We start from the raw sequence: 16,555 nt of genomic DNA on the forward strand, positions 1-16,555 counted from the left end.
GTATGCAGGGGCCGACGGTATGGGTGGACAGAGTGGATCGCGTCGGGCGCGCATGGAAAGCGATTTAGCCGGCCGGAAGCCACGAGGAGGTAATGAGCCTCTCCGATGCTGACCACGATCTCGTGGTCGAGGAGCTCGGCCGGGAACCGACTCAGGCCGAGGCGGCCCTCTTCGAGAACCTCTGGAGCGAGCACTGTGCGTATCGATCGTCACGACCGCTGCTGGGCGCGTTCGACTCAGAGGGCGATCAGGTCGTCGTCGGTCCGGGCGACGACGCCGCCGTCGTGGCACTGCCCGGGGGCGACGGCACCTACATCACGATGGGGATCGAGAGCCACAACCACCCCTCCTACGTCGACCCGTTCGACGGCGCGGCCACGGGCGTCGGCGGGATCGTCCGGGACACGCTGTCGATGGGTGCCTACCCCATCGCGCTGGCTGACTCGCTGTACTTCGGCGACTTCGACCGCGAACACTCCCGCTATCTGCTCGAAGGGGTCGTCGAGGGGATCAGCCACTACGGCAACTGTATCGGCGTCCCGACCGTCACCGGGAGCGCGGCCTTCCACGAGGACTACGAGGGGAACCCGCTGGTCAACGTCTCCTGTATCGGCCTGGTCGACGAAGAGCGGATGATCACCGCCGAGGCCCAGCAGCCGGGCAACAAGCTCGTCCTGGTGGGCAACTCCACCGGACGGGACGGTCTCGGCGGGGCCTCCTTCGCCAGCGAGGACCTCGCAGAGGACGCCGAGACGGAGGATCGCCCGGCCGTTCAGGTCGGCGACCCCTACACCGAGAAGCTGCTGATCGAGGCCAACGAACAGCTCATCGACGAGGGACTGATCGAGTCGGCCCGCGACCTCGGCGCGGCCGGCCTCGGCGGTGCGAGCTCCGAACTGGTCGCGAAGGGCGGGCTGGGCGCGGAGATCGAGCTCACCGAAGTCCACGAGCGCGAGCCCAACATGAACGCCATGGAGTACCTGCTCGCCGAGAGCCAGGAGCGGATGTGCTACGAGGTCGCGCCGGAGAACGTCGACCGCGTGAAGGCCATCGCCGAGCGCTTCGACCTCGGTGCCTCCGTCATCGGCGAGGTCACCGACACGGGCGACTACGTCTGTACGTTCGAGGGCGAGACGGTCGTCGACTGCGACGCCGAGTTCCTCGGCGAGGGCGCGCCGTTCAACGACCTGCCGGCCGAAGAGCCGACCCAGCCCGAGCGAGACCTCCCCGAGGTCGCCCTGGAAGAAGCCTTCGAGGCAGTCGTCGCCAGCCCGAACACGGCCTCGAAGCGCTGGATCTACCGCCAGTACGACCACGAGGTGCAGGTCCGGACGGCGACTCCGCCCGGCGACGACGCGGCGGTACTTGCCATCCGAGAGGCTGGCGCAGAGGCGAGCGACGACGACAGCGAGAGCGGCGTCGGGCTGGCCTACACGGCCGGTGCAGACCCCAACTGGACGGACACGGCACCCTACGAGGGCGCACGCGCCGTCGCGCTGGAGAACGCCACCAACCTCGCCGCCAAGGGGACGACGCCGCTGGCGGCGGTCGACTGTCTCAACGGCGGCAACCCCGAGAAGCCCGACGTGTACGGCGCGTTCAAGGGGATCGTCGACGGGCTCGCCGACATGTGCTCGACGCTCGACGTGCCGGTCGTCGGCGGCAACGTCTCGCTGTACAACGACTCCGTCAGCGGTCCGATCCCGCCGACGCCGACGCTGGCGATGGTCGGCACCAAGGACGGGTACGACGCGCCGCCGCTGTCGCTGTCGGGCGAGGGCGACCTCCTGCTCGTGGGAGCGCGGGCACTAGAGGGCGACGCGGAGCCACGTCTCGGCGGCTCGGAGTATCTCGGGCAGTTCGGCGGGAGCGACCGATTCCCGACGCTGCTGGACCACCCCGACGCATTCGTCGACACGCTCGCCGACGTAGCCGACGACGCGGCGACGCTCGCGACCCACGACCTGAGCCACGGCGGCCTCGCCGTCGGACTGGCAGAGATGGTCCACGAGGATGGGGGCGCGAGCGTCGAGATCGACGCCACGAACAAGGGCACTGGAGTCGAGTTGCTGTTCGGCGAACAGCCGGGACGCGTCGTGATCGAGACGACGGACGCCCGCGCGGTACGCGAGGCCTTCGACGGTGTCGCACCAGTCTACGAGCTGGGTTCCGCGGACGACAGCGGACGGCTGGATCTGACGATCGGCGGCGAGTCGCTGCGCTACGACGCCGAGGCGATCGCCGACCTTCGGTCGATCATCGCCGACGAACTGGCCTGATACGGTTTATCGTAGATGCTTCCCGACGATCGGCACCGCGGCGGAGACGGTCAGCGGTGAACCGCTACAATGAGTCGTATGACGCCGTCGTCGGCTGTCCGCTGGACGCCCCCATTCGTCGACGGCGGGCGCACACGCTCTCTTCTGTTGCTGGTGATCGCAAGCAGTGACGGCGACAGTCTCAGACCAGGACGAGCGCCAGTCCGAAGATCAGGAGTAGTCCGACGGCGGCGACCGCGCCCCCGCGGGCGACCTGTCCCATCGTGAAGTCACTCTGGGGTGCGGTCTCGCGAAGCGGCGGTTCGCGCGATGGCAGTTCGACGTGTGCTGGGTCGTAGTCTGGACGGTCCTCGTCGTGCCCGTGGTCGTCGCTCATGTCAGGTCGTTCCCCGCGGTGGTACCTATTCCTGTCGGAATCTCGTCCCGGCTGCGCCAGCCGAAACCGACAAAGCCCGGAGCGACGAACGGACAGGTAGTAAATGACTCTCACGAAGCGGATCATCCCCTGTATCGACGTGGACCTCGACGAGGACGGCAACGCCGCGGTGTACACGGGCGTCAACTTCGAGGACCTGGCTTACACCGGCGATCCCGTCGAGATGGCCAAGAAGTACAACGAGTCGGGGGCCGACGAGTTCGTCTTTCTCGACATCACCGCCAGCGCAGAGGGGCGCGAGACGATGCTCGACACGGTCTCGCAGGTCGCAGACGAGGTGTTCATCCCCCTGACCGTCGGCGGCGGAATCCGCACCCGCGAAGACATCAAAGAGACGCTGCGGGCCGGCGCGGACAAGGTCTCGATCAACTCCGGTGCAATCGAGCGGCCAGAGTTGATCGGGGAAGGCGCGGCGGCGTTTGGTAGCCAGTGTATCGTCATCTCGGTCGACGCGCGGCGACGATTCGACGAGCAGGGCGAACACTACGCGGACGTCGACGGCGAGTCCTGCTGGTTCGAGTGTACCGTCAAGGGCGGCCGCGAAGGCACCGGCCTCGACGTGGTCGAGTGGGCCACCGAGGCCGAGGACCGCGGCGCAGGGGAGCTGTTCGTCAACTCGATCGACGCCGACGGCACCAAGGACGGCTACGACATCCCGCTGACCAGCGCCGTCTGTGACGCCGTCTCCACGCCGGTGATCGCCTCCTCGGGCTGTGGCAGTCCCGAGGACATGTACGAGGTGTTCACCGAGGCCGGTGCCGACGCCGGGCTCGCGGCCTCGATCTTCCACTTCGACGAGTACTCCATCGCAGAGACCAAGCAGCGCCTCGACGAGATGGGCGTGCCGGTGCGTCTGTAACCCTCGCAGCGTTCGCCTCGACCGCCCCACCCCCGGGACCGCTACCCTTTTGCGCCCCACTCCCCGACTATCCGATAATGGAGTGGCGGTGTACCTGGTGTGGCAAACCCCACGAAGAGAACGATCCGCCGTGTGACAACTGCGGCCACAACAAGTTCGAGCGAGCCGTCGAACAGGTCCCACCGGCCGAGACCGACGGCCCGACCGATCCCGTCTGGGTCTGTACCGAGTGTGGCCGTCAACACACCAAAAACTCCCCGCCGTGCAAGCGCTGTGGCAACGTCGAGTTAGAACAGCGCCAGCCCGACTGGGACGACCTCGACGAACTCGGCGGCACCTCGTACCGCGACGTGCTCGAACCCCGGTACGTCGCCGGTTACGCCATCGCCGCCGTCCTGGGGATCACGCTCGTTCTCGCGTACGCGGGCGTCGTCACGTTGCCGGGGATGGGACGGCCACCGGTGCCCGAGGACGTGGCCGGCGCGGGGGATCAGGTCGGCGACCTCTCGATCGCAGACGTCGAAGCCGCCTACGTCGAGGAACTCACCGACCGCCGCGAGTCCGAGGGGGTCGGTGCCGTGACCAACGACTCCGACCTGGCGTGGTACGCCGCCTACGTCAACAAGCGCACCGTCCAGAACGCGACCGGCGACGGACCGGCACTCTCCAGGGAAGAGATGCTTCGGGTGAGAGAGTACTGTGAGAACCCGGTCGTCGACCGCTACACCGTGTTCTCGACGGGACCAGTCGAAGACTTCGACAGCGAGGCGTCGCTGGCCGGGACGCTGCTGGACGGCTGGGAGGATCGCTCCGACGCACTCGTCGAGTCACAGACGCGGATCGGCGTGGACGTCCACGTCGCGCCGAACGACCGCGTGTTCGTCACTGTGGCGGTCTGCTAACAACAGAAGAGAGTCCCGAACGTCAGGCCGCGGCGTCGAAGGCCGCCTCGAAGTCGTCTGCTTTCTCCATGACGCGGTCCGCACCGGCTTCGAGAGCGTCGAGCGCGTTCACGTCGACGTCGGTCTTGACGGTCAGCACGGGGTCGGTCTGGCCGCCGGACTGTTCGGGGTTCATGTCGTAGGTCGCCGCCGTGACGCCGTCGGTCTCCAGTAGCGCCCCCTTCAGGACGTTCATGAACGTGTGGTCCTCGCCGGCAATCTCGATCGAGAGCATCGTCTCTTCTTTCTCGATGACGCGCAGATCCATGCCCGTCCGTATTCCGTTCGGGCGCATGAAAGCTTCGCTTCGCGGTTTCGAGTGCCCTCACACGACGGCGTAGATCATCAGCAGGCCGAAGTACACGACCACCAGCGCCGCCAGTGCCTTCAGTCGGAACATGCCGATTGCCTCCTCTTCCTCGCGGTAGGCGTCGCGGAACCGCTCGACCTCCTCGTCGTCCAGTTCGCTGGCGTGTTCGAGCCCACGATGGAGCGCCCGGAACCGCTCGCGGGCGAAGGGACGACCGCAGTACTCACACTCGTACAGCGGAGCCGACGTGGGAACGTGGTAGTCCTCGTTCATAGGTAGGGGAGTGGAATATCTGGCTGGGAGATGACCCAGAGGCTCGTCATGGTGTAGACGACCATGACGGCGATGAACGGATACTGCGACCGAATCGCCTGGAGGCGTCCGGGAAACAGGTCGTAGGCCGCGGCGTGGGCCACCCAGATCGCCAGCAGGTGGCCGACGATGATGCTGGCCATCGCGACGCCGCCGAACCACCCCGGCATCGAGAGCACGAGCACCGTGCTCCGGGCCGTCAGCGGCGCAGCCAGCGTCTGGCCCAGTGCCGGCGCGAGCCCGAGGAAGTAGTCGAGGTAGTGAGCGAAGTGGTAGCCGGCGACGATCGCCAGCAGCGGCGGCGCGAACCGGGCGGCCAGCGCGGCGGGCGTCAGGAAGGTCTCGGCCGTCGACCGCGAGAGCCTGGCCGCGAGCACGTAGAGACTCCAGAACAGCCCGAAGCCAAGCAGGAGGGCGAGCAGGTAGACGCCCAGCGGCGGGATCCCGAGCCCGACGAACGGCCCCGCGAGCCCGCGCCAGGCGGGCGTCGAGACGAACCCGTCGAAGGTCGTCACCCACAGCAAGGCGAGGACGAAGGCGACCTCGTCGCGGCCGTCGACCAGTCGCCGCTCGGACAGCGCCGTCCCCGGAAGGCGCAGCGTCAGCCCGTCGCCGTCGGACGAGAGCGGAGCGACGCGACCGTAGTAGCGGAACACGCGAGCCGGCGGGTCGACTTTTCCGAACCACGTCTCCGGACTGAACGCCACCGCGCCGACGAGTGTCACCGCAGAGTACGCCACCACAGTGGTCGCGAGCAGCGACGCGTTCTCGGCCAGCGGACTGACGACCTCCAGGTAGACGAGCGCCAGGAGCCCGACGACGCTGGGCCACGCACCGAGCCGGTCGGGATACCGCAGGTCCAGCGCGGGCACCAGCTCGGCGACGGTCCGCCACGGATTGAGCACGCTCCAGCTGTTACCCAGCAGGTACGCGCTCATCGACAGCCCAGCCCACCAGCCGACCCAGACCAGCAAGATCGCGGCGTTCGAGCGGGCGTCCGTCGGCCCGAAGTAGCCGACGACGACGACGAGCACGACGCCAGCGATCCCCGCCGCCCGCAGCAGGCCGACCGCGACGCGCCGGCCCGGAACGCCTGCGCCGCGACGCCAGTCGTGGATCGCGTCGATCAGTTCCCGGTCCGTGACGAAGCTGGCAAGCAGGAACGAAGCGCCGACCGCCGCCCCGCCCGTCGAGAGGAACAACCACGTCGGAATCGTCAGCGGTTCGCGGATGTCCTGGGCCAGGCTGCCCCCGTGAGCGGTGGCACGACCGACCGCCAGCACCGCCAGCGCGACGACTGCGACTGCGCGACGCCGAAGCATTACTCGACTGTTCGGCTCGGCGAGGGAGAAGGCATCGGTTCGCGCCCGACCGGCCAGCCACGCGGACGAAGCGCACGGAGTTGGAAGCGCTTTTGATGATCCACTCGCAAGAAGCGCGTATGACCGTAGCCGAAGACACGTCAGAGGAGCACGGGGACCACCATCTCCCCGCCGTCGAGGACTGGCCCCGCGGGTTCGGGGAGGCCAGCTGGTGGCCCTTCATCACTGCCATCGGCGCTGCCGGCATCTACGTCGCTGCCGGCCTGTTCGTCCTCTCACAGGCAGAGAATCCCGTCGTCTCCGAGCTGATCGCCGCCGGGACGACCGTCGCCACCGTCGGGATCTTCCTGGCCGGCCTCTATGGCTGGCTCTACCACGCGTTCGTCGCCAACTTCTGGGAACGCGGGACGGATCACCACTCCGGTGGAACCCTCCGGTTCGCGATGCTGCTGTTCCTCGGCAGCGAGGTCGCCACCTTCGGTGCCGGCTTCGTCTACTACTTCTTCGTTCGCGGCGCGAACGTGTGGTCGGCCGAGCTGCTCCCTCACGGCGGAAACGTGTTCGGCAACCTCGTCATCGCCAACACGATCATCCTCGTGATCAGTTCCCTGACGCTGCACTACGCACACGTCAAGCTCCTTGACGGTGACCGACAGAGCTTCGTCCGATGGCTCGGGCTGACGCTGCTGCTGGGCGTGATCTTCATCGGCGGACAGGCCTACGAGTACTACGAGTTCATCGTCGGCGAAGGCTTCACCATCGCCGAAGGTGCCTACGCCTCCGCGTTCTACGGGCTGACTGGACTGCACGGACTCCACGTCACGATGGGTGCCGTCCTGCTGGGCATCGTCTTCGTCCGGGCGATTTACGGTCAGTACTCCGCAGAACGACACACCTCGGTCTCGACGGCCTCGATGTACTGGCACTTCGTCGACGTGGTCTGGATCTTCCTCGTCGTCGTGCTGTACGTGGGCGCAGAGCTGTCGATCTGAGCCGCCGGTAGTTTCAAGCCGGGTTCTCACCAGCTACTCGTATGGACGAACTCGACGTGAGCGACGGCTTCGACGTCCACGACTATCGTCACGGCCTCAAGCTGCTCAAGGAGGACCGCGAGACGATGGCCCTCGAAAACCGTGCGGAATTTGCCTGCCCGGCCTGTGGAAAGGCCTTCGAGAAGCTGTTCGTCTCCCGGCGTCGCGAGAACACCTTCGGCAACCCCGACAGCCCGATCTGTCTCGTCCGGACCGACGAGCGACTCCTCCTGCTGACTCACTGAGACTGTCGACTACCCGGCCGTCCAGCTGACGACGACTCCAGAGAGAACGGGGACAAACGGTCACGGTATTGGAGAAAGCATTTACCGGGAGGCACGGAGGCGACAGCATGGATCGAAGATCGCTCGCGACACTCGCAGTCGGTGTCCTCCTGGTGTTGAGTGGCTGTGCCGACGTGGCCGTCGACGCGACCGTCGACGGCGACGGCACGGTCGAGTCCTACGAGACGACGATCGAGATGCCCCCCTCGACCTACGATCGCCTCCAGTCGACGGCCGAAGACGAGGGGTACGGCTCGGTCGAGCGGTACCTGCTCCGTGGGGTCAACGAGAGCCGCGCGGAGTCGGTGTCGTACAACCAGAGCCTCACCGACGACGGCAACGTGACGGTCGATCTGCGGCTGTCGTCGTGGAATCCCGGACCGAGCAGCGGCGTCGAGACGACCGTCGAGGAGGGCAACGTCACCTTCGTCGATCGCTCGTTCGTCCAGAACAGCGGCCAGCTGGGTTCTCAGAATGGCTACGCGCTGACCTACACGGTCACGATGCCGACGAACGTCACCGACAGTAACGCCGACACCGTCGAGGGTGCGACGGCGACGTGGCGCTACGACAGCGACGAGGCGATCGAATCGCCGATCCGCGCACAGAGCCCGGTCCCCGACTCCGGCTCCGGCCCCGGCGTCGGTGTCGTCGGGACGCTCGTGGCCGTCGCTCTCGTGGTGGGACTCCTCGCACGCCGAACCTGACGGCTGTCGACCGCGACACTCACCACAGGTGTCGCAGCAGCGTCGGCGCTTTCCGAACGTCGTCGAGCCGGAACGGGTACAACGAGAGCAGATCCGGCAGCGTCAGCTCGTACCGCTGGAGGCGATCGAGCTGTGCGTCCGAGAGACGGCCGCTGTTGGCGACGAACCTGTTCTGCTGGGCCGCGTCGAAGTCGTAGAGCAACTCCCCGGCGATGCGCTGGCGCTTCCAGTTCGACCCCTTCTCGCGGTTCCAGCGGCGCTCGTAGGCCGACAGGAACGACCGGGACACGTCACCGGCGGTGAGGGCTCGCGTCGCGACCTCGGCCGCCATCTCGGCCGACTCCATCCCGGACCGGATTCCCTCGCCAAAGAGGGGGTTGATGCTGGAGACGCTGTCGCCCACGGCGACCAGCCCGTCCGTCGCACGGCGGTTGATCGAGTTGTCGGAGATCGCCTGCCCGGCGTGGACGGCCCGTACGTCGTCGACCTCCCACCGGGGGTCGTTGCGAGCCCACCGCTCGACGTAGTCGTCGATCGCCCCGTCGTCTGGCGGACTGTGACGCGCGTAGAAGTCGTCGATCCAGCAGACGCCGACTTTGAACACGTCGTCACCGCCCGGAAACACCCACGCGTACCCGCCCGGCGCGTACTCGTGGTCGAACCGGAACAGCATCGACGACAGGTCGTACCGGCCGGTCACCTCGTACTCCTTGCCGATCCCGCGCTGGGCCGCCTCGCGGTCCCACATGTCCAGTCGGGTCGTCAGTGTCCCCGCCGGTCCCGTCGCGTCGACGACCAGATCCGCCCGGTAGGTCACCGACTCACCGTCGCGGGTCCCACGGACGCCGACGACGGTGCCACCCTCGACGATCGGTTCCCGAACGCGAACTCCCGTGTGGATGTCGGCCCCGTCGGCGGCCGCGTCCGCGCCGAGAAATTCGAGGAACGCCGGGAAATCGAGCACGTAATTGGGGATGTCGAGGGTCGCCCGGGCACTTGGCCCTTCGAACTGGACCGTGGCCGACTCGGACATCACGACGTCGTCGGGCACGCCAAAGCCCTCGACGACCTGGTGGAAGGTCCCACCGGTCGACTTGTCGTTGTCCGCCAGCTCGTCGTTTGCTTCGAGCACTGCGACCGAGTGGTCCGACCGCCCGACGACCGACCGGGCGAACTGCAACCCCGCCGGCCCACCGCCTGCGACGACGATATCGTACGACTCCATCTCGGCTTACACTGGGGCACAAATCGGGTAGTAGGTTGCGGTCGAGTGCCAGTGGCGAGGCCGAGCGTGACAGAGAGCGCGCCACGACGAGGAGTCTCTGCCGCTCGAAGCGAGCGGCCGAGCTGGAGCCCTGCACCGCGACAGATTAGCTCGCTCCAGAATGGGACCGCCGCTATGGACCGCTCGTCAGCAACGTTTCTCGTAGAAAGCCGGTGGAGAGATCGTGAACCATGTGAAGACGATCGTTCGCTGCGCTCGCGCTGCGACTTCGCTCGTTCAAATCCCACGTTGGCTGTCGCTCGTCACCGTCGTTCCTCGCAGAAAGCCGGTGGAGGGATTTGAACCCTCGGCCTAATCCTTACGAAGGATTCGCTCTGCCAGTCTGAGCTACACCGGCGCGGGCATACGGTACGATGCCCAAGACGATCATAAGGGTTCCGAAGTCGGGCGATTATGGGACACTGGGACACGGTTACCGGGAGAGCCGAACGTCCAGTACGACGTTGTGCTCGTGGGGGGCATAAGAGCGGACCGTGTGGCGGGTCTCGACGGTCACGTCGTAGTCGGGTTCGAACGCAGCCCGGATCGCCCGCTCGCCCGGCCCGTAGGGATCGTCTTCGTGCTGGATGTCGTAGTAGTGGAGCACGCAGTCGCTGCTGGCGATCGTCTCGGCGGCGTCGAGGAACTCGTCGGCGCTGTGTGGGAGGTTCATGACCAGCCGGTCGGCCCAGTCCTCGTAGTCGGGAGCGACCGCCCGTACGTCGCCTTCGATAGCGGTCACGCGGTCGGCGACGCCGTTGCGCCGGGCGTTCTCGCGGAGGTACTCGATCGCGGTCGGGTTGACGTCGACGCCGACGGCCGTCGCACCGCGCTGTGCGAAAGGAACCACGAAGGGACCGACGCCAGCGAACATGTCGAGCGCACGCTCGTCCGTGCCCACCTGCTCGACGACGCGGTGGCGCTCGGTCGCCAGACGAGGGGAGAAGTACACCGCGTCGAGGTCCACCAGGAACTCACAGCCGTACTCGCGGTGGACCACCTCGGTGGCCGGCCGATCCGGCTCGTCGTCGGGCTGGGCCAGTACGTCCCAGTCACGGACGCGAGTCTCTCCTTTGACCTTCGAAGCGCGGTTGAGGACGGTCCGGACCGGGAGGTCGGACGCGACGATCGCGTCGGCGATCACTCGCGCACGCTCCGGGTCGTCCTCGTCGACGACGATCACTTCGCCGATCCGCTCGTAACTGGGCTCGAAGTCGAGCCGGTCGGCCGGCATCGTCTGGGACTCGCGGACCGGCGCGTCGTACTCGACCACGTCGAACTCGTCCGGGACCGCCGTCGGGTCCGTGACCGGGATGTAGATCGTCGCCTCGTCGACCACGATGTCGTAGCCCTCTGCGACCAGACCGGCGTCCGCGAGGCGCTGTCGGCTCTCCTCGCCGGCTTCGCGGTCGACACGCACGCAGGGAACGCCCATACCGCCACTGGCCACCCGTGGGCAGTAAGCCTGACGCTTCGCGCCCTTTATTGGCCGGCGACGCCGACACAGAGTATGCTCACATTCGTCGGTCTCGGACTCTACGACGAGCGCTCGATCACGGTCGAAGGGAAAGAGGCCCTCCAGACTGCGACCGACATCTACGCCGAGTTCTACACGAGCAAGTTGATCGGCACGACGATCCAGAAACTGGAGTACTACCACGACATCGACGTCGAAGTGCTCGATCGCGCAGCCGTCGAACAGACCCCCGACGAACTCCTCGATGCCGCCGAAGACGGCGACGTGGCCTTCGTAACGGCGGGCGACACGATGGTCTCGACGACACACGTCGACCTCCGTCTGCGGGCCGAGGAGCGTGGCATCCACACGCGAGTGATCCACGGGACGACCGCACAGACGGCCGCGAGTTCACTGACCGGGCTCCAGAACTACCGCTTCGGGAAGGCGACGACACTCCCCTTCGAAGACGCTCACGGCGGCGACGGCGTCCCCGACAGCGTCGTCGAGACGATCACGGCGAACCAAGAGCGAGGCCTCCACACCCTCGTCTACCTGGACATCAAAGTCGACGACCCCCACTGGGAGGGCGAACAGGAGTTCATGACCGCAGACCACGCCGCCGGCCTGCTCGCAGACCACCTCGACACGCTCGGCGTCGTCGTCGCACGAGCCGGCAGTGCGAACCCAGTCGTCGAAGCAGACAGCCTCGACGCACTCGCCGACGGCGACTACGGCGGCCCGCTGCACCTCCTGGTCGTCCCCGCCGACCTCCACGAGATGGAACGCGACGCCCTCACGACGCTCGCCGACGCGCCGCTGGACGGCTAGTCACGCTCGGCCGTCAGTTCTTCCCGGAGGTCGTACTCCGTCCCGGTCACGAGATACGCCACGTCGTCGACGAGCGAGAGGATCTCCGGCAGCACCTTCACCACCAGCCACGTGATGCCCACGAGCGCGATCACCGAACCGAACTGCGCGAGCAGGCGGTCGGCGATGTAGTACGACACCATCTGCTCGTCGGCCGTTCCAAAGAGGTCGGTGATCGTGCCCACGAACCACTGCATTCGCTGCTGGCCGAACATCGTCGCGATGAACACGTTCCGGACCAGGTTCAGGCCGTAGATCACCGGCACGGAGACCGCCAGCGCGCGGGCCTTCCGACCCAGCGGAGCCTCGACGGCGAGGATCGCACCGGCGAGAATCGAGATGCTCCCCACGCCCGTACAGGCGACGATGATCGTGTAGGTGATCGGCCGCTCGTTGCCCGGGAAGTAGAACGTGCTCAGATAGCTGTAGTCCGAGGACGGGACCTCGCTCAGGACGCTGGTCCCTCGCACGAGTTCGGGCTCGACGCCGATCAGCGAGAGGAGCGTCCCCGTCTGTGCGGCGACGACCTCGATCATCCACTTGCGAAGCGGGTTCGACTCCAGCAGCGGAAGGTAGGTGAAGGGCAGATAGAGCAGCCCCATGTACCCGATCGCCTTCGAGAGAGTGAACAGCGAGTCGCGGCCGTTCCAGAGGAGGTAGCCGACGTACAGCGACAGTGGGACGGCAGCGATACTACCGATCCCCTCGACGATGCTCTTCTGGACGAGGACGAAGTGGGGCACCAGGACGAGCCAGAAGAGTCCGAAGACTCCCCACGTGAGAGCGCCGAGCTGTCGGGCTCGCTCGCGTGCGTCCGTGTGGGCAGCGAGGACGCCCGTCGCGAGAAAGCTGATCACGAGCAGCCACGAGAGCGGCCGTGCGACGGCGAGCGGGTCGCCAACGACCGAGGTAAGCGGGGCGGCACCGACCATGTGTTGCTACGTTACGCAATCGCGGGTATATGCTTTGCCGTTGTGCCCGCTGTCGGCACTATCGAAGGAGCGTCCGAAGAAAAATCGCGAATCAGGGACCGGACGAAGTCCGGTTAGTTAGTGTCCTCAGTTGTTGCGCCGCGTCGCGAGCAGCGCAGCAGCGAGGAGGCCGACGAGTGCGACGACTGCGCCGAAGCCAGCACCGTCGCCGGTGGTGGTCTCGTCGCCGCCGTCGTCAGTCGCCGTGTCGTCACCCTCGTCCGGAGTCGGCGTGTCCTCGTCCGGCGTCGGCGTGTCCGTTTCCGGCTCAGGCGTCGGCGTGTCCGTTTCCTCGGTGGTCTGGATCGTGACCGTCGCGCTGTCCGTCACTGCCGAGCCGTTCTCGGTGTACGGACCGTCCGCACCATCACCATCGCCGAAGTCGTACTCTTCGTTGTCGTTGGTGTCCTGGTGGGGCATCGCGACGACCGTCGCGTTCTCGTCCAGAGCGGAGTCGAGGCTGATCTCGACGTCCTGCTGGGTGCCAGAGTCGAGGTACTCGGAGTTGCCGATGACCTCACCGCTGGCGTTGTTGAGGTGGATCGCGACGAAGCCACCGTTCTCGGTCGTAACCGAGTCGACCGTCACGGTGGAGCCGTCGGTGGTCTGGTTGCTGATGCTGACGGAGGCAGTCGGCACTTCGCCGATGCGACCGTCGTACTCGTCACCGACCGGGGAGCCACCGCGACGCGTCTGCAGCGTCAGGTTGGTCCCGGGCGAGACGTCGCTGAAGTCAGCGCCTTCCGTCGTGAAGGTACCGTCCGTCTGGACGGTTGCTTCAGGTCGAGTCTGGAACGGACTCGCGTTGTCGCTGGACTGGACCCGAACCGTGAGGTCGGTGCCAGGCGCGTAGTTGGTCTGACCGGAGATGGTCTGACCGGACGCGGACTCGATCAGGATGAGGTCGTCCTCAGTGTTCGTGACGAGGTCAGTGCTCGGTTCGACGAGCGTGAACTCGCTGGTGACCTCTTCGGACTCGTCATCGTCGAGCGTGTTGAGGACGTTGTCCTGTTCGATGGTGAACGTCGCCTCGAAGTTGTCACCCTCCGCGAGGTCGCGGGCGGGCTGGTCGAGGTTCGACGTTTCGACTGCGACGAAGTACGAGTCGTTCTCGGGGTCCTCGATGACCGAGATCGCGTCGTCGTTCACGAGGTCGAGCTCCTTCGGGCTGCGGTTGGCATCCTCGTTGGTCTGCTCGATCGTGAGGTCGATCGCTTCGTCGTCAGCGTTGCCCTGGTTGTTGTCGATGAACGTCTCGAAACCGCCTGCGTTGTCCACAGCACCTTCGAGACCACCAGCTTCGAGCTGGAGGAGGACAGTGTCGCCGTCATCGTCCTCGTCGTCGTAGGCAGCCTCACCGGACTCGGTGATCGACGAGCCGATCTCGTCGTAGATGTTGCCTACATCGTCGCTGAGGTCGTCGAGGTCGGTGCCCTTCGGCGTGACCCACGACTGCATGCTATCGGTCGAGCGCGGCTGCAGCGAGAGCGTGCCGAGTGCGTCGGAGTCGGCGTAGGCGTCAGTGCCCATCTCGACGTGGCCGACGGTGGCGTTCATCTCGTACTCCGTCGGGTCGAGGGTGTCGGAGCCGACAGCCTCGCCGGTGTCGGTGAAGTCGCCACCCTGGGTGATGAAGTCGATCTCGTCGTCACCGTTCGCGACGTCGACGACGTTCTCCTGAGATGCGCGACCCGCGGTGTAGCTGTTGAATTCGAGGGAGACCTGACCGTCACCACTCTCGTCGGTGACCTGGTAGACGATGTAGTAACCCTGTTCTTCGGTACCGATGGTGACTGTCGCTTCGTCGGTGTTGGTCATCTCGACCGTGACGTTCGCGATGTCACCGGCTTCCTCGGTGAAGACGCCGTTTCCAGCGAAGGAAACGTCGCCGTCACCGGCTTCCGTGATCTCGATGGAGTCGGTCTCGGTAGTGATACCGGTTGCGACGTGTTCTACTTCGATCGAGTAGTTACCCGTGCCGTAGTCGGAATCCGTGGCGGCCGGGAACTCGATGTCAGCGTCTCCGGTACCGTCGAGAGTCGTCGAGTCCTCGATGTCGTTGTCGTCGTCGTCCGTGACGACATCGCCGTCATCGTCGAGGAGTCGGTAGTCGATAGTGTCACCAGGTGCGGACGAGTTAACGCTGGCCGCGATTTCGTCCTCGGTGGTGATCGACTCACTGTCCGCCTGGGAACCAAGGCCGAGGTCTTTGACACGGAGGGGGTCCTGAACGTTGGAACCATCGATGGCGATAACGTAGGACTCCCCAGTGTCGAGGTTAGAACTACCTGAGTCCCACACGATGGCAGAGGACAGGGAGCCAGTGTCGAGAGTGTCGACTTCCGCACCGCGGTTGTCAGCCTCGTCCGTGTCACGGTCGTAGATGACGATGGAATCGTCCGTAGTAGCCTCGAATCGGACGCTCTCACCACGGAAGAAGGAGTCCCCACCGACGACGCCGTTAGCGGTGTCGACGGTGACAGACGAATCGCCGAGGACTCGGTAGGGCAGCTCAGCCGTGTACGGGCCGTCCTGGTCACCGGTTGCCTCGAGATCGTGCGTCGCACGAGCCGCGCTCGAAGCATCCGTGACGTCCCAGTCGAGTTCGATCTCGACAGTCGTTCCGGAAACGGATCCGGAACTGTCGAGTTCGACGACGACTTCGTCATCGTCTTCCTCGGAGACGGACGCGATACCGGAGCCGGTCACGACCTCTGCATCGTTGAGCGTGAGGTCGGCGTTCTCGGCACCACTCGTATCGATGGTGACCGTCTCGGTGTCGTCACCGTCTTCGAGATAGGCGTCGAAGCTAATTGTCTGAGTCTGTTCGTCTGCCCCGGTGATGTCGAGATCTGTGTTGGACAGATCTACGCTTTCAGCGGTGGCATTTCCGCTAGTGTCCGCAACCGCTCCCGCGGTGAAAGCCGTGCCCATCGCGACGACGGACATGACCATCAGCGCAGAGAGGAACAGGCTGCGAACCTTGTCGTTAGTTCCTGTCATAGTTTGTTGTCTGTTGCAATCGGAGCCAGCAGCTTTCTCCCTGTCGGACGCGGCTCTTGTGGCGAACCGCGTACAGACCGAACCGGCATACTCGCTACTGACACCATGGGTAGGGGTACACTCAAAACGTTAGGCGGGTGTTATAAATGCTTTGTGGTCACTTATGCGAGGATGACACACATACTCACGGCCTGTGCCGGGCGATATCGGCGGAATTGCTGTACGGGCGACGGCGGTGCTCGCGGTGGGTCCCGTCGCTGTTTCGAGATATTCGATCCCCTGGTGATACTGTTGGCTGTACCGTCGTGAGGGGATTCGCCACCCCGGAGTGGCAAAATCGGTCACAGATGGACAGCCGACAGGATGAGAGATGCGGGACAGGCGGACACCAAGCGATGTCGCCGACCCGGAGTCGAAGCGTTTGCAATGTCTCCTTGTCGTGCAGGCGTGGACGCGCAATTGAGAATGCTGGTCGTGGAGCGACTGCGGACGCCGAACCGTCCAGCACAT

Annotated in this window: 15 protein-coding genes and 1 tRNA gene; 7 read left to right on the forward strand and 9 right to left on the reverse strand. The window is 65.7% G+C overall.

The features are described from left to right. Positions 1–92: 92 nt before the first annotated feature. Positions 93–2,279, forward strand: a complete 2,187-nt coding sequence (gene purL / locus ACAH01_RS10955) for a phosphoribosylformylglycinamidine synthase subunit PurL (RefSeq protein WP_372479197.1) — start codon at positions 93–95, stop codon at positions 2,277–2,279. 181 nt (positions 2,280–2,460) lie between these two features. Here purL and ACAH01_RS10960 read toward each other — a convergent pair whose 3' ends face one another. Then, positions 2,461–2,655 carry a hypothetical protein gene (locus ACAH01_RS10960; RefSeq protein ID WP_372479198.1) on the reverse strand — a complete coding sequence of 65 codons (195 nt, stop codon included), beginning with the start codon at positions 2,653–2,655 and terminating at the stop codon, positions 2,461–2,463. 103 nt (positions 2,656–2,758) lie between these two features. On the opposite strand from ACAH01_RS10960, the gene hisF reads away from it, so the two are divergent. Beyond that, entirely contained in the window at positions 2,759–3,574 is an 816-nt protein-coding gene (hisF, locus tag ACAH01_RS10965; RefSeq protein ID WP_153553108.1) for an imidazole glycerol phosphate synthase subunit HisF, read from the forward strand. 77 nt (positions 3,575–3,651) lie between these two features. Then, positions 3,652–4,476 (forward strand): hypothetical protein, encoded by an 825-nt coding sequence (locus ACAH01_RS10970; protein ID WP_372479199.1) that lies wholly within the window; start codon positions 3,652–3,654, stop codon positions 4,474–4,476. 22 nt (positions 4,477–4,498) lie between these two features. Here ACAH01_RS10970 and ACAH01_RS10975 read toward each other — a convergent pair whose 3' ends face one another. Genes ACAH01_RS10975 through ACAH01_RS10985 form a run of 3 tightly spaced genes read right to left on the reverse strand, consistent with a single transcriptional unit; the run spans position 4,499 to position 6,459 of the window. After that, positions 4,499–4,783, reverse strand: coding sequence for a DNA-directed RNA polymerase subunit L (locus ACAH01_RS10975; RefSeq protein WP_015762916.1), 285 nt, complete (start codon positions 4,781–4,783; stop codon positions 4,499–4,501). Positions 4,784–4,840: 57 nt separating this feature from the next. Further along, positions 4,841–5,098: a C2H2-type zinc finger protein gene (locus tag ACAH01_RS10980; RefSeq protein WP_208628154.1), complete on the reverse strand. Its 258-nt coding sequence runs from the start codon at positions 5,096–5,098 to the stop codon at positions 4,841–4,843. Then, positions 5,095–6,459: a hypothetical protein gene (locus ACAH01_RS10985; RefSeq protein ID WP_372479200.1), complete on the reverse strand. Its 1,365-nt coding sequence runs from the start codon at positions 6,457–6,459 to the stop codon at positions 5,095–5,097. Before ACAH01_RS10985 ends, ACAH01_RS10980 begins: the two co-directional genes overlap by 4 nt. Positions 6,460–6,578: 119 nt before the next feature. On the opposite strand from ACAH01_RS10985, the gene ACAH01_RS10990 reads away from it, so the two are divergent. The 3 genes from ACAH01_RS10990 to ACAH01_RS11000 all read left to right on the forward strand — a co-directional run bounded on the left by ACAH01_RS10990 (position 6,579) and on the right by ACAH01_RS11000 (position 8,481). Continuing rightward, the gene (locus tag ACAH01_RS10990; RefSeq protein WP_170093983.1) at positions 6,579–7,451 is read left to right on the forward strand and encodes a heme-copper oxidase subunit III; all 873 of its coding nucleotides are present in this window, start codon (positions 6,579–6,581) and stop codon (positions 7,449–7,451) included. A 41-nt stretch (positions 7,452–7,492) separates the two neighbouring features. Further along, positions 7,493–7,735 carry a flagella cluster protein gene (locus tag ACAH01_RS10995; RefSeq protein WP_372479202.1) on the forward strand — a complete coding sequence of 81 codons (243 nt, stop codon included), beginning with the start codon at positions 7,493–7,495 and terminating at the stop codon, positions 7,733–7,735. Positions 7,736–7,842: 107 nt separating this feature from the next. Then, a complete protein-coding gene (locus tag ACAH01_RS11000; RefSeq protein ID WP_372479203.1) occupies positions 7,843–8,481 on the forward strand; it encodes a hypothetical protein in 639 nt (212 codons plus the stop codon). Positions 8,482–8,500: 19 nt separating this feature from the next. On the opposite strand, the gene ACAH01_RS11005 is transcribed toward ACAH01_RS11000, so the two are convergent. The 3 genes from ACAH01_RS11005 to ACAH01_RS11015 form a co-directional block, all read right to left on the reverse strand. Further along, the gene (locus tag ACAH01_RS11005; RefSeq protein ID WP_153553101.1) at positions 8,501–9,706 is read right to left on the reverse strand and encodes an NAD(P)/FAD-dependent oxidoreductase; all 1,206 of its coding nucleotides are present in this window, start codon (positions 9,704–9,706) and stop codon (positions 8,501–8,503) included. 323 nt (positions 9,707–10,029) lie between these two features. Further along, positions 10,030–10,103, reverse strand: a tRNA-Thr gene (locus ACAH01_RS11010). Between the two features lie 75 nt (positions 10,104–10,178). Continuing rightward, a complete protein-coding gene (locus ACAH01_RS11015) occupies positions 10,179–11,180 on the reverse strand; it encodes a class I SAM-dependent methyltransferase family protein (RefSeq protein WP_372479204.1) in 1,002 nt (333 codons plus the stop codon). 75 nt (positions 11,181–11,255) lie between these two features. Here ACAH01_RS11015 and dph5 point away from each other — a divergent pair, with 75 nt between their 5' ends. Further along, a complete protein-coding gene (gene dph5, locus ACAH01_RS11020) occupies positions 11,256–12,032 on the forward strand; it encodes a diphthine synthase (RefSeq protein WP_372479205.1) in 777 nt (258 codons plus the stop codon). Here the strand turns inward: dph5 and artA are convergent. Together artA and ACAH01_RS11030 are read right to left on the reverse strand one after the other, a co-directional pair. Continuing rightward, on the reverse strand, positions 12,029–13,003 hold the full coding sequence (gene artA, locus ACAH01_RS11025; protein ID WP_372479206.1) for an archaeosortase A: 975 nt from the start codon (positions 13,001–13,003) through the stop codon (positions 12,029–12,031). The two genes, dph5 and artA, sit on opposite strands and share 4 nt — an antisense overlap. Positions 13,004–13,129: 126 nt before the next feature. Beyond that, positions 13,130–16,045 carry a BGTF surface domain-containing protein gene (locus tag ACAH01_RS11030; RefSeq protein ID WP_372479207.1) on the reverse strand — a complete coding sequence of 972 codons (2,916 nt, stop codon included), beginning with the start codon at positions 16,043–16,045 and terminating at the stop codon, positions 13,130–13,132. Positions 16,046–16,555: the final 510 nt, after the last annotated feature.

The sequence above is a fragment of the Halomicrobium sp. HM KBTZ05 genome, from assembly GCF_041530035.1.
Classification (GTDB): domain Archaea; phylum Halobacteriota; class Halobacteria; order Halobacteriales; family Haloarculaceae; genus Halomicrobium.